Origin of the sequence: Pseudomonas sp. (assembly GCF_033723075.1) — a bacterium.
GTDB lineage: Bacteria > Pseudomonadota > Gammaproteobacteria > Pseudomonadales > Pseudomonadaceae > Aquipseudomonas.
On sequence record NZ_JAWVXU010000011.1, the window covers coordinates 125,089 to 149,467 of the forward strand.

General features: G+C 64.3%; 21 protein-coding genes and 4 pseudogenes. 15 read left to right on the forward strand and 10 right to left on the reverse strand.

Annotation, left to right across the window (positions count from 1 at the left end):
- Positions 1 to 145: 145 nt before the first annotated feature.
- On the forward strand, positions 146 to 559 hold the full coding sequence (gene arfB, locus R3355_RS14645) for an alternative ribosome rescue aminoacyl-tRNA hydrolase ArfB (protein WP_318961841.1): 414 nt from the start codon (positions 146 to 148) through the stop codon (positions 557 to 559).
- A gap of 8 nt (positions 560 to 567) precedes the next feature.
- On the opposite strand, the pseudogene R3355_RS24385 reads toward arfB (R3355_RS14645), so the two are convergent.
- Positions 568 to 1,083 (reverse strand): annotated as a pseudogene (locus R3355_RS24385) (methyl-accepting chemotaxis protein); the annotation flags it as partial.
- Between the two features lie 609 nt (positions 1,084 to 1,692).
- Positions 1,693 to 2,205: pseudogene (locus R3355_RS24390) on the reverse strand (MCP four helix bundle domain-containing protein); the annotation flags it as partial.
- A gap of 354 nt (positions 2,206 to 2,559) precedes the next feature.
- Between R3355_RS24390 and arfB (R3355_RS14655) the strand changes: the two are divergent.
- Positions 2,560 to 2,967: pseudogene (gene arfB / locus R3355_RS14655) on the forward strand (alternative ribosome rescue aminoacyl-tRNA hydrolase ArfB); the annotation flags it as partial.
- Between the two features lie 80 nt (positions 2,968 to 3,047).
- Here arfB (R3355_RS14655) and R3355_RS14660 read toward each other — a convergent pair.
- Positions 3,048 to 3,689, reverse strand: a complete 642-nt coding sequence (locus R3355_RS14660) for a cation transporter (RefSeq protein WP_318961843.1) — start codon at positions 3,687 to 3,689, stop codon at positions 3,048 to 3,050.
- 63 nt (positions 3,690 to 3,752) lie between these two features.
- Between R3355_RS14660 and R3355_RS14665 the strand changes: the two genes are divergently transcribed.
- Positions 3,753 to 4,184, forward strand: a complete 432-nt coding sequence (locus R3355_RS14665) for a MerR family DNA-binding protein (protein ID WP_318961844.1) — start codon at positions 3,753 to 3,755, stop codon at positions 4,182 to 4,184.
- Between the two features lie 119 nt (positions 4,185 to 4,303).
- Here R3355_RS14665 and R3355_RS14670 read toward each other — a convergent pair whose 3' ends face one another.
- Entirely contained in the window at positions 4,304 to 5,497 is a 1,194-nt protein-coding gene (locus R3355_RS14670) for an MFS transporter (protein WP_318961845.1), read from the reverse strand.
- Positions 5,498 to 5,598: 101 nt separating this feature from the next.
- Here R3355_RS14670 and R3355_RS14675 point away from each other — a divergent pair, with 101 nt between their 5' ends.
- Complete coding sequence (locus tag R3355_RS14675) at positions 5,599 to 6,495, forward strand: LysR substrate-binding domain-containing protein (RefSeq protein WP_318961846.1); 897 nt, start codon at positions 5,599 to 5,601, stop codon at positions 6,493 to 6,495.
- On the opposite strand, the gene R3355_RS14680 is transcribed toward R3355_RS14675, so the two are convergent.
- From R3355_RS14680 to gap, 6 genes are all read right to left on the reverse strand, one after another.
- Positions 6,492 to 7,007, reverse strand: coding sequence for a DoxX family protein (locus tag R3355_RS14680; RefSeq protein WP_318961847.1), 516 nt, complete (start codon positions 7,005 to 7,007; stop codon positions 6,492 to 6,494). The two genes, R3355_RS14675 and R3355_RS14680, sit on opposite strands and share 4 nt — an antisense overlap.
- Entirely contained in the window at positions 7,004 to 7,783 is a 780-nt protein-coding gene (locus R3355_RS14685; protein ID WP_318961848.1) for a DNA-binding domain-containing protein, read from the reverse strand. Before R3355_RS14685 ends, R3355_RS14680 begins: the two co-directional genes overlap by 4 nt.
- Positions 7,780 to 8,682, reverse strand: coding sequence for a DUF692 domain-containing protein (locus R3355_RS14690; protein ID WP_318961849.1), 903 nt, complete (start codon positions 8,680 to 8,682; stop codon positions 7,780 to 7,782). The genes R3355_RS14685 and R3355_RS14690 overlap by 4 nt, the downstream gene beginning before the upstream one ends.
- A 106-nt stretch (positions 8,683 to 8,788) precedes the next feature.
- Entirely contained in the window at positions 8,789 to 9,103 is a 315-nt protein-coding gene (locus R3355_RS14695) for a DUF2282 domain-containing protein (protein WP_318961850.1), read from the reverse strand.
- Between the two features lie 276 nt (positions 9,104 to 9,379).
- Positions 9,380 to 9,844: a methylglyoxal synthase gene (locus R3355_RS14700; RefSeq protein WP_318961851.1), complete on the reverse strand. Its 465-nt coding sequence runs from the start codon at positions 9,842 to 9,844 to the stop codon at positions 9,380 to 9,382.
- Between the two features lie 140 nt (positions 9,845 to 9,984).
- Entirely contained in the window at positions 9,985 to 10,986 is a 1,002-nt protein-coding gene (gene gap, locus R3355_RS14705) for a type I glyceraldehyde-3-phosphate dehydrogenase (RefSeq protein ID WP_318961852.1), read from the reverse strand.
- A 135-nt stretch (positions 10,987 to 11,121) separates the two neighbouring features.
- On the opposite strand from gap, the gene edd reads away from it, so the two are divergent.
- The 11 genes and pseudogenes from edd (at position 11,122) to R3355_RS14755 (ending at position 24,377) form a co-directional block, all read left to right on the forward strand.
- Complete coding sequence (gene edd / locus R3355_RS14710) at positions 11,122 to 12,948, forward strand: phosphogluconate dehydratase (protein ID WP_318961853.1); 1,827 nt, start codon at positions 11,122 to 11,124, stop codon at positions 12,946 to 12,948.
- A complete protein-coding gene (locus R3355_RS14715; protein WP_318961854.1) occupies positions 12,945 to 13,907 on the forward strand; it encodes a glucokinase in 963 nt (320 codons plus the stop codon). The genes edd and R3355_RS14715 overlap by 4 nt, the downstream gene beginning before the upstream one ends.
- 154 nt (positions 13,908 to 14,061) lie before the next feature.
- Positions 14,062 to 14,790 (forward strand): response regulator transcription factor, encoded by a 729-nt coding sequence (locus R3355_RS14720; RefSeq protein WP_318961855.1) that lies wholly within the window; start codon positions 14,062 to 14,064, stop codon positions 14,788 to 14,790.
- A complete protein-coding gene (locus R3355_RS14725) occupies positions 14,783 to 16,234 on the forward strand; it encodes an ATP-binding protein (RefSeq protein WP_318946437.1) in 1,452 nt (483 codons plus the stop codon). Before R3355_RS14720 ends, R3355_RS14725 begins: the two co-directional genes overlap by 8 nt.
- Before the next feature lie 456 nt (positions 16,235 to 16,690).
- A pseudogene (locus R3355_RS24395) lies at positions 16,691 to 17,239 on the forward strand (Tar ligand binding domain-containing protein); the annotation flags it as partial.
- Complete coding sequence (locus R3355_RS14730) at positions 17,225 to 18,346, forward strand: methyl-accepting chemotaxis protein (RefSeq protein ID WP_413243522.1); 1,122 nt, start codon at positions 17,225 to 17,227, stop codon at positions 18,344 to 18,346. The pseudogene R3355_RS24395 and the gene R3355_RS14730, both read left to right, overlap by 15 nt.
- A 265-nt stretch (positions 18,347 to 18,611) precedes the next feature.
- Positions 18,612 to 19,865, forward strand: coding sequence for an ABC transporter substrate-binding protein (locus R3355_RS14735; protein WP_318961857.1), 1,254 nt, complete (start codon positions 18,612 to 18,614; stop codon positions 19,863 to 19,865).
- 218 nt (positions 19,866 to 20,083) lie between these two features.
- On the forward strand, positions 20,084 to 20,992 hold the full coding sequence (locus tag R3355_RS14740; protein WP_318946440.1) for a sugar ABC transporter permease: 909 nt from the start codon (positions 20,084 to 20,086) through the stop codon (positions 20,990 to 20,992).
- Entirely contained in the window at positions 20,985 to 21,815 is an 831-nt protein-coding gene (locus R3355_RS14745; RefSeq protein WP_318961858.1) for a carbohydrate ABC transporter permease, read from the forward strand. Before R3355_RS14740 ends, R3355_RS14745 begins: the two co-directional genes overlap by 8 nt.
- 9 nt (positions 21,816 to 21,824) lie before the next feature.
- Positions 21,825 to 22,976 carry an ABC transporter ATP-binding protein gene (locus R3355_RS14750; RefSeq protein ID WP_318946442.1) on the forward strand — a complete coding sequence of 384 codons (1,152 nt, stop codon included), beginning with the start codon at positions 21,825 to 21,827 and terminating at the stop codon, positions 22,974 to 22,976.
- A gap of 153 nt (positions 22,977 to 23,129) precedes the next feature.
- Positions 23,130 to 24,377: a carbohydrate porin gene (locus R3355_RS14755; RefSeq protein WP_318961859.1), complete on the forward strand. Its 1,248-nt coding sequence runs from the start codon at positions 23,130 to 23,132 to the stop codon at positions 24,375 to 24,377.
- Positions 24,378 to 24,379: the final 2 nt, after the last annotated feature.

Consider the following 24,379-nt stretch of genomic DNA (forward strand, 5'->3'; position numbering starts at 1 on the left):
GTTACAGGGGAATGACAGCTATTGTCCAGGTTGCCGTCGGGGCGACTACTCGCCGGCGGTGGAACTGAACAATCGCGCTTGCTGCGACCTTTTCCAGGCGCACTTGGGTATATCCTGACGGCCCTTTCTGCCGAAGCCCTTTGCCATGCTGGTTATTTCCAACAGCGTTCACCTGCCCGACGCTGAAATCGAGTTGACCGCCATCCGTGCGCAAGGCGCCGGAGGGCAGAACGTCAACAAGGTCTCCAGCGCCATGCACCTGCGTTTCGACAGCCAGGCCTCGTCCTTGCCGGCGTTCTACAAGGAGCGCCTGCTGGCGCTGCGTGACAGCCGCATCACCGCCGAGGGCGTGGTGATCATCAAGGCCCAGCAATACCGCACCCAGGAGCAGAACCGCGCCGATGCCCTCGAGCGGCTGGCCGAGTTGATCCGCAATGCCGGTAAAACCGAAAAGGCCCGGCGCCCGACCAAGCCGACCCTGGGCTCGAAGAAGCGCCGGTTGGAAGGCAAGAACAAGCGCGGGGCGATCAAGGCGGGCAGGGGTAAAGTGGATTTTTGACGGTCCGCTTAAAGCTTGAAGAAACTGACCTTGTCGCTCAAGCGATTGGCCAGGGTCGCCAGTTCGCGGCTTGAAGAAGCCACCTGGGTGGAGCCGGCCGAGGTTTCCAGGGTGGCATTGTGAATGCGGTTGATGTTCTGGTTGACCTCTTCGGCCACCGCGCTTTGTTCTTCCGAGGCACTGGCGATCTGCGCATTCATATCGTTGATCGCGGTCACCTCAGTGCGGATCTTGTTCAGCGCACTTTCCGCCAGGCCGGTTTGCTCCACTGTCTGCTTGGCCAGCTGGCGGCTGCTGTGCATCACTTCGGCGGCTTTGCCGGCGCCTTCCTGGAGCTTGCCGATCATGCCGCGGATTTCCCGGGTGGAGTCCTGGGTGCGGGTGGCCAGGGAGCGCACTTCGTCGGCCACCACAGCGAATCCGCGACCATGCTCGCCGGCCCTTGCCGCTTCGATGGCTGCATTGAGCGCCAGCAGGTTGGTCTGCTCGGCGATGGCGGTTATTACCTCTATGATTTTCTCGATGTTTTCGCTGTCGCTGGAAACCTGTTGCACGCTTTCGGCGGCGCTTTCCAGAATCTTCGCCAGGTTCTGGATGGCCTCGGCGGTTTCGCTGACCATGCGGTTGCCGGTCGCCACTTCGCTGTCGGCGGTGCGGGTGGCGGAGGCGGCGCTTGCGGCGTAGCCGGCCACTTCATTGACGGTGGCGGCCATCTCATTGACCGCGGTGGCCATCTGCTCGGCTTCGCTCGATTGCAGGCGAATTTGCTGGTTGTTGCGGTCCGAGGTGATTAGCAATTGCTCGGACGATAGGCTCAGCTCGCCAGCCGCGCTGCGTACCTGGGCGATGGTGTCGGTAAGGCGTCCGAGCATGTTGTGCAAAGCGCCCATGACGCTGTGCGGGTAGCGGGTATCGATGCGCTGATTCAACTCGCCGTCGGCAAGGCGCTGGATGGCTTGGGCCACCTCGTAGGGTTCGGCGCCCAAGGTCGATTTCAGCTTGCGGATTATCACTAGCGACACGCCGATGCTGAGGGCGATAGCCACCGCGGTAACCAGCAGGATCAGCAGGCGGAAGCCGCCGGCTGCTTCGCGCACCGCGCTGATATCCTGGCTGATGACGTGTTCCTCATGGTCGATAAGGGCGTTGATGCGCTTGAGCCATTCGCTGTAAGCCGGTGACACGTCACTTAGCAACAAGGCTTGAGCGCCTGGGATATCCCCAGCCTGACGCTGACCAATCAGCCTGTCGGTCAGGGCCAGGGTGCTGCGCTCGATATCCTTGACATCGTTCAACAGTTTCTCTTCGGTCGGTGTCGGAGCGCCCTCGGCGAACAGGCGGTCCATCGGTTGGGCGGATTGTTGGTAGTAGGCATCCAGGCGAGCGATCTCGTCCAAATGGCGGTTCAGTTCCTGGTCATTGTTCACCAGAACCGCGTCGCGAATGGAAATGGCGCGGTCATGCACGCTGCCGCGAAAGTTGATGGCGTGGCGCTGCCGCACCGTGGCCCCTTCGCTAATGGAGGTCAGCGTGCTGTCGATAAAGCCGACTCGCTGCATGCCGATCAGGGTGATCAGGACCATCAGCGACAGAATCAGGCCGAACCCCAGGCCCAGACGCTGGGCGATGCTCAGTTGTGCTTGCATTGAAACGCTCCTTCTTACCCCGGCGGGCGGTGGCAGGTGGGTGTAGTTGGAGGGTGCAGGGCGCGGGTGACTTTTTTCTGGCAGTTCGATTGGTCGATTTCGCCGCGCCTAAAACCCTGATATTGCGTTATTGCTGTTTGCCATAGTGGGCTATGGCTTATCGCAGTGCGCTGATGTTTGACAATACTTATACAGTAATAATTATCTGTATAGCTATTTGTGATTTCAATTAGCCATCAGGCAATTGTTAGTCAGGTTCTGGCTCGGAGCTTGGGCTGTACAGGGTTGCGCAATCACGTACAGAAGTGGCGGTTGCGGTTATCTTTGCGATTCAATCTGGCCGAGACATGCTGCATGCGGGTTATTTCCGATGGCGTCCATCTGCCCAGCGACGGAATCGAGTTGGCCGCCATCCGTGCGCAAGGCGCGGGCGGGCATAACGTCAACGAGGTCTCCTGCTCCGTGCTCCTGCGCTTCGACAGCCAGGTCTTTTCCTTGTCGCCGTTCCACAAGGAGCGTTTGCTGGCGCTGCGCGACAGCCGCATCGCTGCCGGGGGGGCGTGGTGATCATCAAGGCCAGCAATACCGCACCCAGGAGCAGAACCGCGCGACGCCCTCGAGCGCCTGGCCGAGTTGATCCGCAACGCCGGCAAAACCGAAGAATCCCGACGCTCGACCAAGCCGACCCTGGGCTCGAAGAAGCGCCGATTGGGAGGCAAGGACAAGCGCGGGGTGATAAAGGCGGGCAGGGGCAAGGTGGATTTGTGGCGGTCCGGCGGCCCGGCAGCCCGGCACCTGGCTTTCGCCGAGCGACTCTCGATGCTCGGAGCATGGTGCACCGCTTAGACCACGGCTTTGACCTCGGCCTCTTCGGCCAGCTCCTGGCGCGCATGGCGCATCACCTGATAGGAGGCAGTGACCGCCAGGCCGGCCATGAGGCTGGCCACCAGCAGGTCCGGCCAGGCGCTGCCGGTACCGAATACGCCGAGGGCGGCGAACAGCACGGCGATATTGCCGAGGGCGTCGTTGCGCGAGCACAGCCAGACGCTGCGCATATTGCTGTCACCCTCGCGGTAGGCGTAGAGCAGGCCTGCCACGCCAACGTTGGCCAGCAGTGCCAGGGTGCCGACCACGCCCATGATGGGGGCGTCGGGCACCTGGCCGCTGAGCAGGTGCCAGATCGCCGCGATCAGCACGCCGACGCCGAATACCAGCATGGACAGGGCTTTGAACAGCGAGGCTCTGGCGCGCAGGGTCAGGCTCATGCCCAGCACCGCCAGGCTGATGCCGTAGTTGGCGGCATCGCCGAGAAAGTCCAGCGAGTCCGCCAGCAGCGATACCGAGTCGGCACGCAGGCCGGCGATGATTTCCACGCCGAACATGCCCAGGTTGACTACCAGGGCGATCCAGAGAATCTTGCGGTAGCGTTTGCTGAGGCGGGTGGTTTCGCAGCTCGATACTGTGTTGCAGCAATTGGCGCCCATTTGGCTTCTCCTGGAAGGGTATGGGCGCTACGCTAAACCCTGTAGTCACTACGGAGTCAAGCCATGGGCAAACCGCTGACCATCAGTGGGTTGAGCCGCGAGAGCGGGGTCAATCTGGAGACCATTCGTTTCTACGAGCGCAGTGAACTGCTGCCGCCACCCAGACGCAGCGCCTCGGGCTATCGCCATTACGAAGAGGCCGATATCCGCCGGCTGCGCTTTATCCGCCGCGGCCGCGAACTGGGTTTCAGCCTGGAGGAGATTCGCACCTTGCTCGGCTTGGCCGCCCAGCCCCACAGCCCCTGCGCGGAAGCCGACCAGTTGGTGCAAGCGCATTTGCTGACTATCGAGGCGCGGATTCGCGACTTGCAGAAGATGAAAGCGGAGCTGAGCAAGCTGGCCGGCTGTACCAGCGCCGAGGCCGAGCACTGCCGCTTGCTGGAGGCCCTGGACAGCCGCGATTGCTGTGCCGGTGAGGGCGGTCAGGCGGGGTGAACGCTGGCCCGGCTCGCCCGCTTCTTGCCAGCAGCGCGCATCCGCTTCGCCTGGGGTCTCCAGGACGCTTACCCCGGGCGGGCTCAACGGTACGAGGTGTTGCGAATACCCGCCGCGTCCTAGACTGCAGCGCAAGCGGGGCTGGCCAGCGTCGGATCATCCCGGTCCAGGCGACCGCTCCAGGCCGTCAGGGCCAGCGCCAGCAGCACCACCAGCGCGCCGATCCAGGCGGTGTGGATCAGCCCCAGATGCATGACTATCAGGCCGCCCCCCCAGGCGCCGCCGGCGATGCCGAGATTGAAGGCGGCGATGTTCAGGCCCGACGCCACATCCACTGCCTGTGGGCTGAAATGCTCGGCCTGGCGTACCACATACAGTTGCAGACCCGGCACGTTGCCGAAGGCCACCGCACCCCAGAGCAGCACCGTACCCAGCGCCAGCCACTGGTTGTGTGCGGTAAACGTGAGCATAAATAGCACCGCGGCGAGCAGCAGGAAGATGATCTTCAGGGCGCTGATCGGCCCGTGTTTATCCGCCAGCTTGCCGCCCCAGATATTGCCTACGGCAACGGACACGCCATACACCAGCAGTACCAGGCTGACGCTGCCGGCGCTGAAACCGGCGATGTCCTGCAGGATCGGTGCGAGAAAGGTGAAGGCGGTGAAGGTGCCACCGTAGCCGATTGCGGTCATCGCATAGACCAGCAGCAGGCGCGGTTGCTTGAGCACCCGCAGTTGCTGCAACAACGAGGCCGGCTTGCTGTGCTGGATGTTCTGCGGCACGAACAGCAGGCTGCCGATAAAGGCGATCACCCCCAAGGCGGAGACGGCGAGGAAGGTTTCGCGCCAGCCGAAATGCTGGCCGATGAAGGTGCCCAGCGGTACGCCGGTGACCAGCGCCACGGTCAGGCCGGTGAACATGATGGCGATAGCGCTGGCGGCTTTTTCCTTGGGTACCAGGCTGGTGGCGATGGTTGCGCCGATGGAGAAGAACACGCCGTGAGCCAGGCCGGTGACGATCCGCGCAATGACCAGCGACTCGTAGCCGGGTGCCTGCCAGGCCAGCAGGTTGCCGAGGGTAAACAGCACCATCAATGACAGAAGCAGCAGCTTGCGCGGCACTTTGCCGGTCAGTGCGGTGAGCACGGGCGCGCCAATGGCCACGCCGAGGGCGTAGAGGCTGACCAGCAAACCGGCGGACGGCAGGCTGACGCCGAGGTCGGCGGCGATGGTGGGCAGCAGGCCAACGATAACGAACTCGGTGGTGCCGATGGCGAAGGCGCTGAGGGTAAGCGCCAGCAAGGCGATGGGCATGGCAGGGACTCCAGGGGAAACTGTGAGGTGCGCAGTGTCGCCCGGCTACTCATGCGTAAAAATAGGGTTTCGAGCACAAGATAGTTGACTAATATGCACGAATGAAAACGACCCTCGATGAATTGCTGGCCTTTGTCAGCGTGGTGGACAGCGGCTCTATTACCGCTGCGGCCGAACACCTGGCGCAGACCGCTTCCGGCGTCAGTCGTGCCTTGAGCCGGCTGGAAGACAAGCTGGATGTCACCCTGTTGCGCCGTACCACCCGGCGCCTGGAGCTGACCGAGGAGGGCCAGGCCTTTCTCGCCCAGGCGCGCAAGATCCTCGACGCGGTCGAGGACGCCGAAGAGCAGATGAAGGTGCGTCGGCAGAAGCCTGCCGGGCGTCTGCGGGTGAATGCCGCCGCGCCGTTCATGCTGCATGCCGTGGTGCCGCTGATTGCAGGCTTTCGCGCGCAGTACCCGGAAATCCAGCTGGAACTGCACAGCAGCGACCAGATCATCGATCTGCTCGAGCAGCGCACCGATGTCGCCATCCGCATCGGTCCGCTGCGCGATTCGACCCTGCATGCGCGCGCGCTGGGCAGCAATCGCCTGCGCATCCTCGCCAGCCCGGCCTACCTCGAGGCTCGGGGCATGCCGCAAAGCGTCGAATCGTTACGCGACCATAGTCTGCTTGGCTTCACCCAGCCGGACAGCCTCAACCAGTGGCCGCTGCGCCATCCGCTGGGCGATGCCCTGGCGATCAGCCCGAGCCTGCAGGCTTCCAGCGGTGAAACCCTGCGCCAGCTGGCCCTGGCCGATGCCGGCATCGTCTGTCTGGCCGACTTCATGACTCACGCCGACCGCGCCCGCGGCGAGCTGGTGCAGATCCTGGCGCAGCACACGGTCGAGGTGTGCCAGCCGATCCATGCGGTCTACTACCGCAACACCGCGCTGACTTCACGCATCACCTGCTTTCTCGATTATCTGGGCGAGCGGCTGGGCGACCAGACGGATTAGTCGGGGTAGCCATAACGCCGGGCAATCAGATGGTCGATGGCCAGCAGCCCCGGCCCCTTGGCCACGAGCAGCAGCAACACCGCCGCCCAGACCCCGTGGGTCGGGTAGGCATCCGGGTAGACGAACAGCTGAATGACCAGGGTCATGCCGAACAGGGCCAGGGCGGAGAAGCGCGTGGCCAGGCCGAGCAGGATCAGCAGTGGAAACAGGTGCTCGCTGAAGGCGGCCAGCTGCGCGGCCAGTGCAGGCGCCAGCAGTGGCAGCTGGTACTCATGTTCAAACAGCGGGATGGCCGAGGCGGAGAGCCTGGGCAGGCCGAGCTCGAAGGTCCCGGAGATGATGTCGATGGCCAGGCCTTCGATCTTGGTCTGCCCGGACTTCCAGAAGGTCGCGGCAATCGAGAAGCGCGCGAGCAAGGCGATCAGGCTGTAGGGGATCCGCGTGCACAGCTCGATCGCGCGGGCGATCAGGCGAGCTGGGGTAGTGGGGTGGGTCAGGGCATGAGCGGTCATGGCAGTGGCCTTTGCTTGTCGTATGCACAGTGGGTGATTGCACCTGCGCGTAGCAGGTAGGTCAGGCTGGTGCCGAGGTCGAAGGCCGGGTCGGACGCCAGCGCTAGCTGCGCGGCGGCGCCCAGCGGTTGGTCCCGGAGCAGGGCCTGGATAAACACAGCGTCGCCTGAGCGGATGCCGAGCACCTCGACTGCCAGGCCGTTGCGCAGCACCAGGGCGCATTGCGCCTGGTCGGGGTCGACCTCGGCCAGCGCCAGCGCGCCCTGATGGGCGGCCCACAGCGAGACCACCGCGAAGGCCGAGTCGAGCAGGCCGAGCGCGGGCTGCAGGTGCAACAGCAGGCCGCCGAGGCGCTCGGGTGCCGCCAGAGCCGTGGCCAGCACCTCCGCGTTCATGGGCGCGGCGTCGGCCGCGTGGTAGGCGCGGATGCGCAGCCGTTCGAGGCGCGCCACGTCCGCCAGGTACGCCAGGCTGCCGGCCGGGGCGAAGTCCTCGATGAATGCCGGGAAGTCGGCGCCGTAGTCGGCCAGGATGCGCGTGCGCGGCGGCGAGTGGCGCACGAAGACGGCCGCCATGGCGCGGAAGAACGCCTCGCCCACCAGTTGCTGCACCACCGGGAAGCTGGCGGCCAGGGCGTCGATCAGCGAACTGAGGACGTTGTTGCGGTAGACGGCGAAGCGCGCTGCCGGATCCGAGCCGTTCCAGGCTTTCAAGTCCGCCGGGCAATCGTGCTCGGGATCGAGCAGGGCGGCGACAAACGCCTGTTGGCTGTTCATGCAGAGGCCTGCCGTCGAGTCGGCTGAGTGGCGTCGAGCAGCGTCTGTGCGCGCTGCGCCTCCTCCAGCAATAGATCCAGGGGCGGAATGGCGTTGTCCCGTTCGAGCAGGGTCGGGGTCGCGCCGATCAGTTGCAGCACCTCGCTGTAGAGCCGCCATACGGCGTCGTCGACGGGCGCGCCGTGGTTGTCGATCAGCAGGCGATCGCCCGCCGCGTCGCGGTCTTCGGCGAAGCCGGCGAGGTGGATTTCACCGACTGCGTGCAGCGGCAGGGCACGCAGGTAGGCCTGCACGTCCCAGTGATGATTGATGCTGGAAACATAGGCGTTGTTGACGTCCAGCAGCAGGCCGCAGCCGGTGCGGCGGACCACTTCGCCGATGAAGGCGGCTTCGTCCATGCTCGAGTTGGCGAATTCGACATAGGTCGCCGGATTCTCCAGCAGCAGCTGGCGCTGCAAGCGGCTTTGCACCTGATCGATATGCGCGCAGACCCGGTCCAGGGTCGCGGTGTCGTAGGCCAGCGGCAGCAGGTCATTGAGAAACACATCGCCATGGCTCGACCAGGCCAGGTGTTCGGAAAAAGCCTGCGGCTGATAGCGCTCGAGTAGGCTGGCCAGGCGCTCGAGATGTTCCCGGTCGAGCGGCTGCTGCGCGCCGATCGACAGGCCGACGCCATGGATCGACAGCGGGTAGCGTTCGCGGATCAGGCCCAGGTAGTGGTGGAAGGGCCCGCCCGCCACCAGGTAGTTCTCGGCATGCACCTCGAAGAAGCCGACTGCAGGGTTGGCCTCGAGGATCTGTTGGTAATGCTGCGATTTCAGGCCGATGCCGGCCCGAGATGGCAGCTGGGGCCGCAGTGCGGGAGCGCCGTGGGTAGCCTGGGTTGACGAGACGATCATCTTCGGCGCTCCTGCGGAGTGGCTCAGGTGGGGTGGCAAGCGCGGCCGCCCCGGCATTCGCAGCGTCAGCAGCGGGTGCCTGGAGCGGTCGCAGCAGGCGAGAGTCCTAGGATTGCTTCACTTCCTCGAAGGCCTCGAGCTGGCCGAAGCCGGTCGGCGAGGTTGGCGAGGCGGTCTGTTCGCAGGTGCCCTGGGGTACAAGCTTCCAGGCGTTGCCCTGGTAGTCGACCTTGGAAGTGCCGGCACAGGTGGTGCCGGGGCCAGCGGCGCAATCGTTCTTACCCTGCATGGCGACGCCAAAACATTTCTCGCTGTCCGCCGCCTGGGCGGTGAGCGGCGCGCTGGAAATCGCCAGGGCTGCGCCCAGGGCGAGAGCGAGCGCAGCGGCCGAAACAGCGGTATGGGAAGCGGTGGTGTTCATCTGGGTTGCTCCGTCTTAGCGATTGATTGGTGCGGGTCAGCATGGAGCGGCATGTCGCATCGGGCGTTTCGCCTCGGCTGCGTTTGCGGTTCCTGCATCTAGAGACGGAGCGGATTTGGTTTTGTTACAGGCACGCTCGAACAAAAAACGCAGGCATGCCAGAGCGCGACATTGCGGAATGCGGGAGTGGCTGGGGCGGCGGACAGGGCGCCGCTGCCTGCAGGCGCCGCGTGGTGCGCGCGGCGTCAGGGGATTATCGCTCGGGTGACGCGGCAGTCAGCTGCGGGCGGCGAGGTAGGCGCTGTAGTCGGGGATGCGGTAGTCGTGGGCCTGATCCAGTAGCGCGCTGCTGAGCATGTAGTCGGCGCTGCTTTCGTTGCACGCCACCGGGATGTTCCACACCGCAGCCACGCGCAGCAGGGCCTTGATGTCCGGGTCATGGGGCTGCTGTTCGAAGGGATCCCAGAAGAACACCAGCATGTCCACCCGCCGCTCGGCGATGCGCGCACCCAGTTGCTGGTCGCCGCCGAGCGGGCCGCTGATCATACTTTCGATCGGCAGGTGAAGGCGTCGGCCGAGCAGCAGGCCGGTGGTGCCGGTGGCCAGCAGGTGGTGCCTGGCCAGCTTGTCACGTTGGCGTTCGCTCCAGTCGAGGAGAAATTCCTTGCAATGGTCGTGGGCGACCAGGGCGATGCGCTTGCGCTCGGGCAGGCTGGCGGTGGTAAAGCTGATACGGCTCATGCTGGGTTCCTGGTCTCGCTAGCTGTGCGGGTAATCGATCAGGCTCGGTACGCCTGGTAGCCCGGATGCAATCCGGGGAAACGCTGTCGCGGATTGCGTCCGGGCTCCTGCACAGACCGAGGTGCCGCCCGCAATCGCCTTCAAGCCGCGTTATGCAGGGCCAGGCAGGTATCCAGCATGCGGTTGGAGAAGCCCCATTCGTTGTCGTACCAGGCCATGACTTTCACCAGCTTGCCGCTGACCTTGGTGTGGTTGGCGTCGAAGATCGACGACAGCGGGTTGTGGTTGAAGTCGCAGGAGACCAGCGGCAGGCTGTTGTAGCCCAGCACCGGCGAAGTGCGGCTGGCGCTCAGCAGCAACTGGTTGATTTCTTCGGCGGTGGTTTCGCGCTTGACCTGCAGGGTCAGGTCGACCAGCGAGACGTTGATCACCGGCACGCGCACGGCCATGCCGGTCAGTTTGCCGGCCAGTTCCGGCAACACCAGGCCGACCGCTTCGGCGGCGCCGGTCTTGGTCGGGATCATCGACTGGGTGGCCGAACGGGCGCGGTAGGGATCGCTGTGGTAGACGTCGGAGAGGTTCTGGTCGTTGGTGTAGGCGTGGATGGTGGTCATCAGGCCGTGTTCGATGCCCAGCTCGCGCTGCAGCACCTGGGCCACCGGGGCCAGGCAGTTGGTGGTGCAGGAGGCGTTGGAGATTATCTGCATGGACTGGCGCAGAATGTCGTGATTGACGCCGTAGACGATGGTGGCGTCGGCGCCCTTGGCCGGTGCCGAGATGATCACCTTGCGTGCGCCGGCGGCGAGGTGGGCGGCGGCCTTGTCGCGCTCGGTGAACAGCCCAGTGCACTCGAATACCACGTCGACCTTGAGCGCCTGCCACGGCAGGTCGGCCGGGTTGCGAATGGCGCTGACAGCGATACGATCATCATTGACGGTGAGGCTTTCGCCATCGCAGTCGACGCTGCCGGCGAAGATCCCGTGCACGCTGTCGTACTTGAGCAGGTGGGCATTCATCGCGCTGTCGCCGAGGTCGTTGATGGCGACCACCTGCAACTGTTGACGGTAATCTTGACTGTAGAGGGCGCGGAGCACGTTGCGGCCGATGCGGCCAAAACCGTTGATTGCGATGCGGATAGTCATAGGAGAGGTCTCGACCTGGTTTTGTTGTTGGAATTACAAGATTATGCCGCTAATTATAGAAATCAAGTGTTTTAAGTGGCAGTATTTTTGTAGTAAGTACAAAATACCGCTATCCATCAGCCTGGAGTCAACCACATGCATCCCCGCGTACTTGAGGTAACCGACCGCCTGATCGCCCGCAGCCGCGCCACGCGCGAGCCCTATTTGGCGATGATTCGCGCGGCGGCCAGCGAAGGCCCACAGCGCGGCAAGCTGCAATGCGCCAATTTCGCCCACGGCGTGGCCGGCTGCGGCAGCGAAGACAAGCAGACCCTGCGGCTGATGAACGCGGCCAACGTGGCGATTATTTCTGCCTATAACGACATGCTCTCGGCCCACCAGCCCTATGAAAACTATCCCGAGCGAATCAAGCAGGCCCTGCGCGAAATCGGTTCGGTCGGCCAGTTCGCCGGCGGCGTGCCGGCCATGTGCGACGGCGTGACCCAGGGCGAGCCGGGCATGGAGCTGGGCATCGCCAGCCGCGAGGTGATCGCCATGGCCACCGCGGTGGCGCTGTCGCACAACATGTTCGACGCCGCGTTGTACCTGGGGATCTGCGACAAGATCGTCCCCGGCCTGATGATGGGTGCCCTGCGTTTCGGCCATCTGCCGAGCCTGTTTGTGCCGGCCGGCCCCATGCCGTCCGGACTGTCGAACAAGGACAAGGCCGACGTGCGCCAGCGCTATGCCGAGGGCAAGGCGACGCGCGACGAACTGCTGGCCGCCGAGATGGCCGCCTACCACAGCCCCGGCACCTGCACCTTCTATGGCACTGCCAACACCAATCAATTGCTCATGGAAGTGATGGGCCTGCATCTGCCGGGCGCCTCCTTCATCAACCCCAACACCCCGCTGCGCGATGCCCTGACCCGCGAGGCGGCGCAGCAGGTCACCCGCCTGACCACGCAGAGCGGGCAATTCATGCCGCTCGGCGAGATCGTCGACGAGCGTTGTCTGGTCAATTCCATCGTCGCCCTGAGCGCCACTGGCGGCTCGACCAACCACACCCTGCATATGCCAGCCATCGCTCGGGCGGCGGGGATCCAGCTGACCTGGCAGGACATGGCCGATCTGTCGGCCGTGACGCCGACCCTGGCCCACGTCTATCCCAACGGCAAGGACGACATCAACCATTTCCAGGCGGCCGGCGGCATGGCCTTCCTGATTCGCGAGCTGCTCGATGCCGGGCTGCTGCACGAGAACGTCAACACCGTGGCCGGTCATGGCCTGAGTCGCTACACCCGCGAACCCTTCCTGGAGGACGGCCAGCTGGTCTGGCGCGACGGCCCGAGCAAGAGTCATGACGAAAGCGTGCTGCGCCCGGTGGCCAATCCCTTCTCCGCCGAGGGCGGTCTGCGTCTGATGCAGGGCAACCTCGGTCGCGGGGTGATGAAGGTCTCCGCCGTGGCCCTGGAACACCAGTTGGTCGAGGCGCCTGCGTTGGTGTTCGAGGATCAGCAGCAGCTGGCCGATGCCTTCAAGGCCGGCGAGCTGGAGCGTGATTTCGTCGCGGTGATGCGCTTCCAGGGACCGCGCAGCAACGGCATGCCGGAGCTGCACAAGATGACCCCATTCCTTGGCGTGCTGCAGGATCGCGGCTTCAAGGTGGCGCTGGTTACCGACGGGCGCATGTCCGGCGCCTCGGGCAAGATCCCGGCGGCCATTCACGTCTGCCCCGAGGCCTACGGTGGCGGGCCGTTGGCGCTGGTGCGCGACGGCGACATGATCCGCCTCGACGGTCACACCGGCGAATTGCAGCTGCTGGTCGATGTCGCCGATCTGGCGGCGCGCGAGCCGGCGGTCGGCACCCTGGACAATGCCGTGGGCTGCGGCCGCGAGCTGTTCGCCTTCATGCGTCAGTCCTTCAGCTCGGCAGAGCAGGGTGCCTGCGCCTTCACCACCAGCCTGGAGTCGCTGAAGTGAAACTGGCCCTGGTCGGTGACATTGGTGGCACCAACGCGCGCTTCGCCCTGTGGCGCGACGAACAGCTGGAGTCGGTGCGGGTGCTGGCCACCGCCGACTATCCGGGGCCGGAACAGGCGATCCGTGCCTACCTGAGTGAACTGGGCCTGCCGCCCGGCTCGGTGGATTCGGTGTGCCTGGCCTGCGCCGGGCCGGTCGACGGCGACCTGTTCCGCTTCACCAACAACCACTGGCGCCTCAGCCGCTCGGTCTTCTGCCGTGAGCTGCAGGTGCGCGAGTTGCTGTTGATCAACGATTTTTCCGCCATGGCCCTGGGCATGACCCGCTTGCGCGATGACGAGCGGTTGCCGGTCTGTCCCGGCACGCCCGAGCTCGAGCGGCCCTGCGTGGTGATCGGCCCGGGCACCGGCCTGGGGGTCGGCACGCTGCTGGCCCTGGCCGATGGCAGCTGGCTGGCCTTGCCCGGCGAGGGCGGCCATGTCGATCTGCCGATCGGCAGCCCGCGCGAGGCCGAGTTGTGGCAGCAGCTGTATCGCCAGCTCGGCCATGTGCGCGCCGAGGATGTGCTCAGCGGCAGTGGCCTGCTGCTGCTCTATCGCACCGTTTGCGCGCTGGATGGACATGAGCCACGCTTGAGTTCGCCGGCCGAGGTCACAGCCGCGGCGCTGGCTGGCGATGCAGCGGCGGTGGCGGTGCTGGAACAGTTCTGCTGCTGGCTGGGGCGCGCCGCCGGCAACAACGTGTTGAGCCTGGGCGCGCGCGGCGGCGTGTATATTGTCGGCGGCGTGGTGCCGCGCTTCGCCGAGTTTTTCCTGGCCAGCGGCTTTGCCCGCTGCCTGCGCGACAAGGGCCGCATGAGCGACTACTTCGAGGGTATCCCGGTATGGTTGGTGACGGCCGAGTACCCGGGTTTGATGGGCGCGGGCGTGGCCTTGCAGCAGGCGATTGGACGGCCTTAGGCGCTGCCCCTGCAGGAGCGGGGGGACGCCTAGTTGCCATGCCCGCGATCTGCGGTCTGCCAGTTGCCCGCCGGAATGGCGGACAAGCCTGCGGCATGTTCGCCCTACGATCTGGTGCGCACGGCGCACCCTACAAGAATGAGGAAGGCCCGCTGTGAGCCAGCCCGGAAAATCGATTCTGCTGGTCGATGACGACCAAGAGATTCGCGAACTGCTGCACACCTACCTGAGCCGTGCCGGCTTTCAGGTGCGTACCGTCGGCGACGGTGCCGGCTTTCGTCAGGCCCTGTGCGCCGAGTCGGCCGATCTGGTGATTCTCGATGTGATGCTGCCCGACGAGGATGGTTTCAGCCTGTGTCGCTGGGTGCGCGAGCATCAGCGTTTTGCCCAGGTGCCGATCATCATGCTCACCGCCAGCTCGGATGAGACCGACCGGGTCATCGGCCTGGAACTGGGCGCCGACGATTACCTGGGCAAGCCGTTCAGCCCGCGCGAGCTGCTGGCGCGGATCAAGGCCCTGTTGCGCCGCGTGCACTTCACCCAGGAGCGCGGCAGCGATATGCTGGCTTTCGATGAGTGGCGCCTGGACATGGTCAGCCACCGCCTGTTCCATGCCGATGGTGAGGAGGTGATCCTCTCCGGCGCCGACTTCGCCCTGCTCAAACTGTTTCTCGATCACCCGCAGCAGATCCTCGACCGCGATACCATCGGCAACGCCACTCGCGGCCGCGAGGTGATGCCGCTGGAGCGCATCGTCGACATGGCGGTCAGCCGCCTGCGTCAGCGCCTGCGCGATACCGGCAAACCGGCGCGGCTGATCCGCACCGTGCGCGGCAGCGGTTACCAGTTGGCGGCGACGGTCACGCCGCACAGCCATGCTTAGCCTGCGCAAGTGGTTGTCGCTGCCGCGCTCGTTGCTCGGGCGCATGCTGCTGTTGACCTTGTTGGTGGTGTTGCTGGCCCAGGCGCTGTCCAGTGTGATCTGGGTGTCGCAGTTGCGTGCCAGTCAGATGGAGGGCCTGCTCACCAGTGCGCGCAGCCTGGCGCAGTCGATGGCCGCCAGTGTCGGCTACTTCCGCTCGCTGCCGCTGGGCTATCGGCCCATGGTGCTCGATCAACTGCGCAATATGGGCGGCACGCGCTTCTTCGTCTCGCTCAATGACAAGCCGCTGGATATGCAGGTATTGCCGGAAACGCCGCGCAAGCGTGCGGTGCTCGATGCGGTCGACGCCACCCTGCGCGAGCGTCTGGGCAAGGACCTGGATGTGTCGGCGCAGTTCGTCAGCCCGGATGACCTGCGTATCTTCAACAACGCGCTGAAGCTGGACGAGCTGCCGCGCTCTTGGGCGCATTATGCCCTGAGTCTGGAGCCGCTCAATCCGCCGGTACTGGTGACGCAGATCCAGATCGCGCCGAACGAGTGGCTGTACCTCGCATCCTTGATGCCCGAACCCTATGTCAGCCTGGAGCAGCAGGGGCTGCCGGCCCAGCAGCTGTGGTTCATCATTCTTACCAGCAGCTTCCTGTTGCTGTTCATCGGTATTCTGGTGCACTGGCAGAGCCGGCCGCTCAAGCGCCTGGCGCTGGCGGCGCGGGAAATGTCGCTGGGCAGCGAGGTCGAGCCGCTGCCCGAGGCGGGTGGCAGTGAGGTGGTCGAGGTCAGTCGCGCGTTCAACGCCATGCGCGAACGCATCGGTCGTTACCTGCGCGAACGCAGTCAGCTGTTCAGCGCCATCTCCCATGACCTGCGCACGCCCATTACCCGTCTGCGCCTGCGCGTCGAGTTGCTCGACGACGAAGTCGTGCAGGCCAAGTTCAGTCGCGATCTCGACGAGCTGGAGATGCTGGTCAAGGGCGCCCTGCAATGCGTCAAGGACACCGACATTCACGAAAATATCGAGCCGGTCGACCTCAATAAGTTGCTCAATTACGTGGTCGAACCCTATCTGGCGCCGGCCGGCAATGGTCGGGTGACCCTCGATGGTCAGGCGCGTGCGGCCTATCCCGGCAAACCCCTGGCGCTCAAGCGCTGCATCGGCAACCTGGTGGACAACGCGCTGAAGTACGGGCAGAACGCCCACCTGCACATCGAGGACGATGCCGCCGCCTTCGTTCTGCATGTCGACGACGAGGGCCCGGGCGTGCCCGAGCAGCGCCTGGAACAGGTGTTCGAGCCGCATTTCCGCCTGGCCGGACAGCAGCAGGGCTATGGCCTGGGCCTGGGTATCGCGCGCAACATCGCCCACAGCCACGGCGGTGAGGTGAGTCTGCGCAATCTGCGCGAGGGCGGCTTGCGGGTGACCCTGAGTCTGCCGCGCTTCACCTAGGCGGTCGTTGAAAAACCAGCGACGTTGCAAACGGCATTGAAAACGGCCAGCTAGCTTTATGGCAGCGGTTTCGGCCGAAACCTGCTTCCTTCGCGAGAGGCAGGAATTTTGTGGGTGGGGCCCTTCACAAACGCTCGGCGAGGCCGATAACCCAGTTGATGCCCCGGCAGGTTCGCCGGCGCAGCGCGCGTGCTGCGTCGCCGAATCCTATCTTTTAGCCAAGTCGCTGGTTAGCTGTTGAAGCATCGCCAGGCTTTGATTTCATGTATTCCTGAATTTGCTGTGGATCCAGTAACGGCGCAGGTTTACGACGGGCATCGAAAACTTGCTGCAGGTTATCGGGATATGGCCTATTTTTTACGACACAGCGTCCGTCCCCGGGTCGTCTGACCCCCCGAGTGGCCGCTGTCTGCCCCAGTTCAATTCCTGCGCATAACTATAAAAACAGGGTGACTTATGAACGTATTACAGGGTTACAGCTTCAAGTCACGGTTGGTGATGCTGGTCAGCCTGACCACGGTACTGATGGTCGGGATTGGTAGCATGGGGCTCAAAGGCATGCTCGACTCCAACGCCTCGCTCGACAGTCTGTACCACGATCGCTTGGTCGGCACGGGGCAGGTGGGGCAGATCATGGCGCTGATGCGGGATAATCGGGTCGAGCTGCTCCTGGCCCTGCAGCACGATCCGCAAAACAGCTTCAAAGACCTGCACGCGCACCCGATAACCCTGCACAGCGATATTGTCCAGGGCAATATTGCGAAGATCAGCGCCATCTGGCAGGACTATATGACTCACCCACGGGGGGCCGAGGAGCAGCGGCTGGCAGATGATTTCAGCGCCACCCGGGCGATCTTCGTCAACGAGGGGCTGAAGGCCGTGATGGCGGCGCTCGAGGCCGAGCAATTCGAGCAGGCCGGCAGCCTGACGCTGACCCGTCTCGATGAGTCCTTCGCCGCTGCCAATGCCGCCTCGGAAAAACTCCTGCAGGTGCAACTGGATCTGGCCGAGGCGCAATTTGTCGCGGCGCAAAGTCAGTACCGGTGGATTCGCAATGCCGCTGTCGGGCTGCTGGCCGTCGCGCTCGCCCTGTGCATATGGCTGGCCTGGGGCATCATCAGCGCCATCGGCAAGGCTGTTGCCGCGCTCGAACGCGCCAGCGGACAAATGGCCCAGGGGGATCTGACCATAACCGCCGATTATCAGGGCGAGGACGAGCTGGGCCGGGTGGCCAAGGCCTTCAATCAGATGCGCGAACGCTTTCACTCCATGGTGCAGCAGGTGGCCAGCGCCACGGCTCAGCTTGCGGCTGCCGCGCAACAGACCTCTGCGGTAAACATGCAGACCGGTGCCGGGGTGCGTCGGCAGCAATCGGAAATCGGGCAGGTCGCAACGGCTATGCACGAAATGACCGCTACCGTTCAGGAGGTGGCACACAGCGCCTCGGGCGCGGCCCAGGCCGCCCAGCAGGCGGACCAGGAAGCTGTAGTCGGCAAGCGCGTGGTCGGTCAGACCGTCGAGGTCATCGATGCTCTGGCCCACGAGGTGGAGAAGGCGGCAGCGGTCATTCGTCAGCTGGAGCAGGACAGCGACAAGATCGGCGGCGTGCTGGAAGTGATCCGCAGCATTGCCGAGCAGACCAACCTGCTGGCCCTGAATGCCGCTATCGAAGCGGCGCGGGCCGGTGAACAGGGCCGCGGCTTCGCCGTGGTCGCCGATGAGGTACGCACCCTGGCATCGCGTACCCAGCAGTCAACCACCGAGATCCAGGGCATGATCGAAAAGCTGCAGAGTGGCTCCTCCAGCGCCATGAAAGTCATGGAAGCCAGCTGCAGTCAGGCGCGCAAGGGGGTGGAGCAGGTCGCTCAGGCGGGCGCTACCCTGGATTGCATCACCCGATCCGTCGCGACCATCAACGATATGAACGCGCAGATTGCCTCGGCCGCCGAGGAACAGAGCTCGGTGGCCGAGGAGATCAACCGCAACATTGTCACCGTCAGCGAGGTGGCCGAGCAGGTCAGCGTCGGTGCGCAGCAAACGGCGACTACCAGCGAAGAGCTGGCCCGCCTGGCCGAGCAGCTGCAGGGCATGGTCGGGCAATTTCGCACCTGAACCCGGACGGGTTGTTTCCCGGGTGGCCGCAACGGCTGCCCGCGGGGCTCGCCCCTGGTTTTGCCTGCGCACAGTGACTTGCCACGGGCTGCGCCGGTGGCGAGTCGAGCAGGGGCCGGCCCTGTGCCGAGCAAGTCTATGTCACCATCCTGTGACCTTTGCGCATCCCTTCGTTACCCGCGGCGGCGCCGACCCTGGTTAGACTCGATTCCAGCGCAAGCACCAGACTTGCCTGTGAATAACAACAAGAAAGGAACCTGCTCAAATGAATGCGATTTCTCGCCTGTCCACCGCTATTTCCCTCGCTGCCCTGATGCCGCTGACCGCCCTCGCCGGCGAAGTCGAAGTGCTGCACTGGTGGACCTCCGGTGGCGAAAAGCGCGCTGCCGATACTCTGCAGAAGCTGGTCGAAGACCAGGGCCACACCTGGAAAGATTTCGCCGTCGCCGGTGGCGGTGGCGAAGCGGCCATGACCGTGCTGAAAACCCGCGCCGTCTCCGGCAATCCGCCGGCCGCCGCGCAGATCAAGGGCCCCGACATCCAGGAGTGGGGCGAACTGGGCCTGCTCGCCGACCTCAATCAGGTGGCCGAAGAGAACGGCTGGAATGAGCTGCTGCCGCCCCAGGTGATCGAGGCGATGCAGTTCGGCGGCGACTACGTGGCGGTGCCGGTCAACGTGCACCGGGTCAACTGGCTGTGGATCAACCCCGAGGTGTTCGCCAAGGCAGGTGCCAAGCCGCCAACCACCCTCGATGAATTCTTCGCCGCCGCGGAAAAACTCAAGGCCGCCGGCTTCATGCCCCTGGCCCACGGTGGTCAGCCCTGGCAGGACAGCACCGTATTCGAAGACCTGGCCCTGGCCGTGCTGGGGCCCGATGACTTCTACAAGGCCTTCGTCGAGCTGGACGAGTCCGTGCTGACCAGTGCCAAGATGGTCGAGGTATTCGCCGCCCTGCAGAAACTGCATGGTTACGTCGACGCCAATGCCGCCGGGCGTGACTGGAACAGCGCCACCGCCATGGTCATCAACGGCAAGGCCGGCATGCAGATCATGGGCGACTGGGCCAAGAGCGAGTGGACCGCCGCCGGCAAGGTCGCCGGCAAGGACTACCAGTGCCTGCCATTCCCCGGCACCCAGGGCAGCTTCGCCTACAACATCGATTCGCTGGCCATGTTCAAGCTGAGCAATGCGGACAACCGCAAGGCCCAGGAAGACCTGGCGCGCACCGTGATGGAGCCGGAGTTCCAGGAATTCTTCAACAAGAGCAAGGGTTCGATCCCGGTGCGTACGGATATGGACATGAGCAGCTTCGATGCCTGCGCGCAGAAGTCCATGGTCGACTTCAAGGAAGCCGCCGCCAGCGGTGGTCTGCAGCCGAGCCTGGCCCACGGCATGGCCGCCTCCAGCTATGTGCAGGGCGCGGTGTTCGATGTGGTGACCAACTTCTTCAACGACACCAAGGCCGATCCGCAGAAGGCTGCCCAGCAGTTGGCCGCGGCTATCCAGGCCGTGCAGTAGAGTCGGCCCGGCCGCCGGTGCGCCGGCGATAACCCACTACGTTTGACCTGCTTGTCCCTGGCGCATGCCCTCCGGCGCGCGCCACGGGATCGGCCGTGCCGGATTTCTGTAGGAGCCAGGGGGACGCCGAGTTCTTGCTGGTGATCCATCAACCGCAGTCGCGCTGATCGCCAGCAAGCTGGCTCCTACAAGTGGCGCAATACGCAACGGAGTCACCCATGAGTTCAATCGCAGTTTTCACCAAGGCCTCACCGCTGGATGCGCTGCAACGCTGGCTGCCCAAGCTGGTGTTGGCGCCGACGATGCTGATCGTGCTGGTCGGTTTCTACGGCTACATCCTCTGGACTTTTGTGTTGTCGTTCACCAGCTCGCGCTTCATGCCCAGCTATTCCTGGGTTGGCCTGCAGCAGTATGCCCGCTTGTGGGACAACGACCGCTGGTGGGTGGCGAGCCAGAACCTGCTGCTGTTCGGCGGCCTGTTCATCGGCATCAGCCTGGTGATCGGCGTGCTGCTGGCGGTGCTGCTGGATCAGCGCATTCGCCGCGAAGGTTTTATTCGCACCATTTTTCTCTACCCCATGGCACTGTCGATGATCGTCACCGGCACCGCCTGGAAATGGCTGCTCAATCCCGGCCTGGGCATCGACAAGATGCTCCGCGACTGGGGCTGGGAAGGCTTTCGTTTCGACTGGCTGGTGGACCCGGATCGGGTGGTCTACTGCCTGGTGATCGCCGCGGTCTGGCAGTCCTCGGGCTTCGTCATGGCGCTGTTCCTCGCCGGCCTGCGCGGGGTCGATCAGTCGATCATCCGCGCCGCCCAGGTCGATGGCGCCAGCCTGCCGAACATCTACCTGCGCATCGTCCTGCCGAGCCTGGGCCCGGTGTTCTTCAGCGCCCTGATGATCCTCTCGCACATTGCCATCAAGAGCTTCGACCTGGTCGCCTCGATGACCGCCGGCGGCCCCGGCTACGCCTCCGATCTGCCGGCGATGTTCATGTATGCCCACACCTTCACCCGTGGCCAGATGGGCCTCGGCGCCGCCAGTGCGATCCTCATGCTCGGCGCGGTGCTGGCGATCCTGGTGCCGTACCTGTACTCCGAACTGCGAGGCAAACGCCATGACTAAGCCCGTCAGCCTGAGCCGCATGGCGATCTACGCCACCCTGTTGGCCGCCTGCGCGGTCTACCTGATCCCGCTGGTGATCATGCTGTTGACCAGCTTCAAGAGCCCGGAAGACATCCGCACCGGCAACCTGCTGTCCTGGCCCGAGGTGTTCACCGCGATCGGCTGGCTGAAGGCCTGGGACGGCGTCGGCGGCTACTTCTGGAACTCGGTGAAGATCACCATTCCGGCGGTGCTGATCTCCACCGTGGTCGGCGCGTTGAACGGTTATGTGCTGGCCATGTGGCGTTTCCGCGGTTCGCAGCTGTTCTTCGGCCTGCTGCTGTTCGGCTGCTTCCTGCCGTTCCAGGTGGTGCTGCTGCCGGCGTCGTTCACCATCGGCCAGCTCGGCCTGGCCAACACCACCAGCGGCCTGGTGCTGATCCATGTGGTCTACGGCATGGCCTTCACCACGCTGTTCTTCCGCAACTACTACGTGAGCATTCCTGATGCCCTGGTACGGGCGGCGCGGCTGGATGGCGCGGGCTTCTTCACCATCTTCGGACGCATCCTGCTGCCCATGTCGACCCCGATCATCATGGTCTGCCTGATCTGGCAATTCACCCAGATCTGGAACGATTTCCTGTTCGGCGTGGTGTTCGCCAGCGGCGATACCCAGCCGATCACCGTGGCCCTGAACAACCTGGTCAACACCAGCACCGGGGCCAAGGAATACAACGTCGACATGGCCGCGGCGATGATCGCCGGCCTGCCGACTCTGGTGGTCTATGTGCTGGCCGGTAAGTATTTTCTGCGCGGCCTCACAGCCGGCGCGGTCAAAGGTTAGGAGAACGATATGGCAACCCTCGAACTGCGTAACGTCAACAAGTCCTACGGCAGCGGCCTGGTGGACACCCTGAAGAACATCGAGATCTCGATCGACTCCGGCGAGTTCCTGATCCTGGTCGGGCCCTCCGGTTGCGGAAAGTCGACCCTGATGAACTGCATCGCCGGCCTGGAAGACATCAGCGGCGGAGCGATCCTGGTCGACGACCAGGACATCAGCGGCATGAGCCCCAAGGACCGCGACATCGCCATGGTCTTCCAGTCCTATGCGCTGTACCCGACCATGACCGTGCACGGCAACATCGCCTTCGGCCTGAAGATGCGCAAGATGGCCCCGGCCGACATCGAGGTGGAAGTGGCGCGGGTCGCCAAGCTGCTGCAGATCGAGCATCTGCTCGGACGCAAGCCCGGCCAGCTGTCCGGCGGCCAGCAGCAGCGCGTGGCCATGGGCCGGGCGCTGGCGCGGCGGCCGAAGATCTACCTGTTCGACGAGCCGCTGTCGAACCTCGACGCCAAGCTGCGCGTCGAGATGCGCACCGAGATCAAGCTGATGCACCAGCGCCTGAAGACCACCACGGTCTACGTCACCCACGACCAGATCGAGGCCATGACCCTGGGCGACAAGGTGGCGGTGATGAAGGACGGCATCATCCAGCAGTTCGGCACCCCCAAGCAGATCTACAACGATCCGGCCAATCTGTTCGTGGCGAGTTTTATCGGCTCGCCGCCGATGAACTTCATTCCCCTGCGTCTGCAGCGCCGTGACGGTCAGTTGCTGGCGCTGCTCGACTCCGGTCAGGCGCGTTGCGAACTGCCGCTGGGGGCGATGGAGGCGGGCTTCGAGGATCGCGAAGTGATCCTCGGTATTCGTCCCGAGCAGATCCTCCTGGCCACGGACGAGAGTCGCAATCAATCCTCGATTCGCGCCGAGGTCGAGGTCATCGAGCCCACCGGGCCGGACACCCTGGTGTTCGTCGAACTCAATCAGACCAAGGTGTGCTGCCGCATGGCCCCGGACGATGCGCCGCAGGTGGGGCAGACCCTGGAACTGCAGTTCGATCCGAGCAAGGTGCTGCTGTTCGACGCCAAAAGCGGCGAGCGCCTGCTGCCGGGCAAGCCCCTGGCCAGCGGAGGCAAAGTGGCCCAGTTCAAGGCCGGCTAGCTCGGTAGGGTGCGCGGGGCCGCCTAGGCCGCGCGCACCCTACAGGGCCGCTGAGTACGTAGAGTGCGCTGTGCGCGCCAATGAATTTCACAGAATCCGCCCTTGGGCGGTTAATCGCAGCACTTCACACAATAAAAACAATCAGGAGCAGCCATGAAGATCAGTCTCAACCCAGTGCTATCCCGCAGCCCCCTCGGTGCGCCCTGCCTGCTGGCCTTGGCCCTCGGCCTGGCCTTGCCCCAGGCCCAGGCGCTGGAGTTCAGCGGCTACGTACGCAGCGGCGCCGGCAGCGCGGACGGCAATGGCAGCCAGTCGTGCTTCCAGTTGCCCGGCGCGCAGTCGAAATACCGCCTGGGCAACGAGTGCGAACACTATATGGAGCTGGATCTGCGCCAGGACCTGCTAACCCTGGACGACGGCTCGGTACTCAGCGTCGAGGGCATGGCCCAGCTGTACAACCAGTACGGCCACACCCCGGAGTTCAGCGGTGACTACGGCTTCGCACGGATGAACCAGATGTACGCCGAATTGAGCAACATGCCGGCGCTCAATGGCGGTTCGTTCTGGGCCGGGCGGCGCTTCTACAAGCGCAACGATATCCACATCTCCGACTTCTACTACTGGAACCAGAGCGCCACCGGCGCCGGTATCGAGGACTTCGAGCTGGGCGGGCTGAAATACAGCTACGCCTTCTCGCGCAAGGACAGCTACTTCCAGGAACCCTATATCAACCGTCACGACTTCAACGTCGCCGGCTTCAAGACCAATCCGGGCGGCGAGCTGGAGTTCGGCCTGAGCTATATCGACAAGCCTGACAGCACCGATGCCAACAGTGGCTGGGCGCTTACCGCACAGCATGTACAGAGCGACTTCCTTGGCGGCAAGAACAAATTCGCCTTGCAGTATGGTCGCGGTCCGGGTACCGGCCTGGGTTACACCGGCGACGTGAGCCTGGATCGTGACAACAAGAGCTATCGCCTGGTGGAGTTCTTCGACTGGCAGATCACCCCGCGCCTGGGCGGCCAGGTGCAGTTCGTCTATCAGAAAGACGTGCGCCCGGATGGCAGCGACCAGGACTGGCTGTCGGTCGGTGGGCGTACCAGCTATGCCTTCACCGAACAGTTCAAGCTGGTCGGCGAGGTCGGTCACGATCAGGTCGATGCGGTCGATGGCACACGCAAGCTGAGCAAGTTCACCGTAGCGCCGACCTGGTCGCCGGCCGGTCCTGGTTTCTGGGCGCGTCCGGAAGTGCGTCTGTACTACACCTATGCCAGCTGGAACGCAGCGGCGCAGCGCGCGGCCAGCGCATTGGCGGCGGGCTCGGCCTTGTCCGATAGCGGTGCCTTCGATAACGCGCGGCATGGCTCCAACTTCGGCGTGCAGGTCGAATACTGGTGGTGATC

Bases quoted from the DNA above. Each gene is read 5' to 3' on its own strand.
- arfB (WP_318961841.1), top strand. From the start codon at position 146: ATGCTGGTTATTTCCAACAGCGTTCACCTGCCCGACGCTGAAATCGAG.
- R3355_RS14660 (WP_318961843.1), bottom strand. From the start codon at position 3,689: ATGGGCGCCAATTGCTGCAACACAGTATCGAGCTGCGAAACCACCCGC.
- R3355_RS14665 (WP_318961844.1), top strand. From the start codon at position 3,753: ATGGGCAAACCGCTGACCATCAGTGGGTTGAGCCGCGAGAGCGGGGTC.
- R3355_RS14670 (WP_318961845.1), bottom strand. From the start codon at position 5,497: ATGCCCATCGCCTTGCTGGCGCTTACCCTCAGCGCCTTCGCCATCGGC.
- R3355_RS14675 (WP_318961846.1), top strand. From the start codon at position 5,599: ATGAAAACGACCCTCGATGAATTGCTGGCCTTTGTCAGCGTGGTGGAC.
- R3355_RS14680 (WP_318961847.1), bottom strand. From the start codon at position 7,007: ATGACCGCTCATGCCCTGACCCACCCCACTACCCCAGCTCGCCTGATC.
- R3355_RS14685 (WP_318961848.1), bottom strand. From the start codon at position 7,783: ATGAACAGCCAACAGGCGTTTGTCGCCGCCCTGCTCGATCCCGAGCAC.
- R3355_RS14690 (WP_318961849.1), bottom strand. From the start codon at position 8,682: ATGATCGTCTCGTCAACCCAGGCTACCCACGGCGCTCCCGCACTGCGG.
- R3355_RS14695 (WP_318961850.1), bottom strand. From the start codon at position 9,103: ATGAACACCACCGCTTCCCATACCGCTGTTTCGGCCGCTGCGCTCGCT.
- R3355_RS14700 (WP_318961851.1), bottom strand. From the start codon at position 9,844: ATGAGCCGTATCAGCTTTACCACCGCCAGCCTGCCCGAGCGCAAGCGC.
- gap (WP_318961852.1), bottom strand. From the start codon at position 10,986: ATGACTATCCGCATCGCAATCAACGGTTTTGGCCGCATCGGCCGCAAC.
- edd (WP_318961853.1), top strand. From the start codon at position 11,122: ATGCATCCCCGCGTACTTGAGGTAACCGACCGCCTGATCGCCCGCAGC.
- R3355_RS14725 (WP_318946437.1), top strand. From the start codon at position 14,783: ATGCTTAGCCTGCGCAAGTGGTTGTCGCTGCCGCGCTCGTTGCTCGGG.
- R3355_RS14735 (WP_318961857.1), top strand. From the start codon at position 18,612: ATGAATGCGATTTCTCGCCTGTCCACCGCTATTTCCCTCGCTGCCCTG.
- R3355_RS14740 (WP_318946440.1), top strand. From the start codon at position 20,084: ATGAGTTCAATCGCAGTTTTCACCAAGGCCTCACCGCTGGATGCGCTG.
- R3355_RS14745 (WP_318961858.1), top strand. From the start codon at position 20,985: ATGACTAAGCCCGTCAGCCTGAGCCGCATGGCGATCTACGCCACCCTG.
- R3355_RS14750 (WP_318946442.1), top strand. From the start codon at position 21,825: ATGGCAACCCTCGAACTGCGTAACGTCAACAAGTCCTACGGCAGCGGC.
- R3355_RS14755 (WP_318961859.1), top strand. From the start codon at position 23,130: ATGAAGATCAGTCTCAACCCAGTGCTATCCCGCAGCCCCCTCGGTGCG.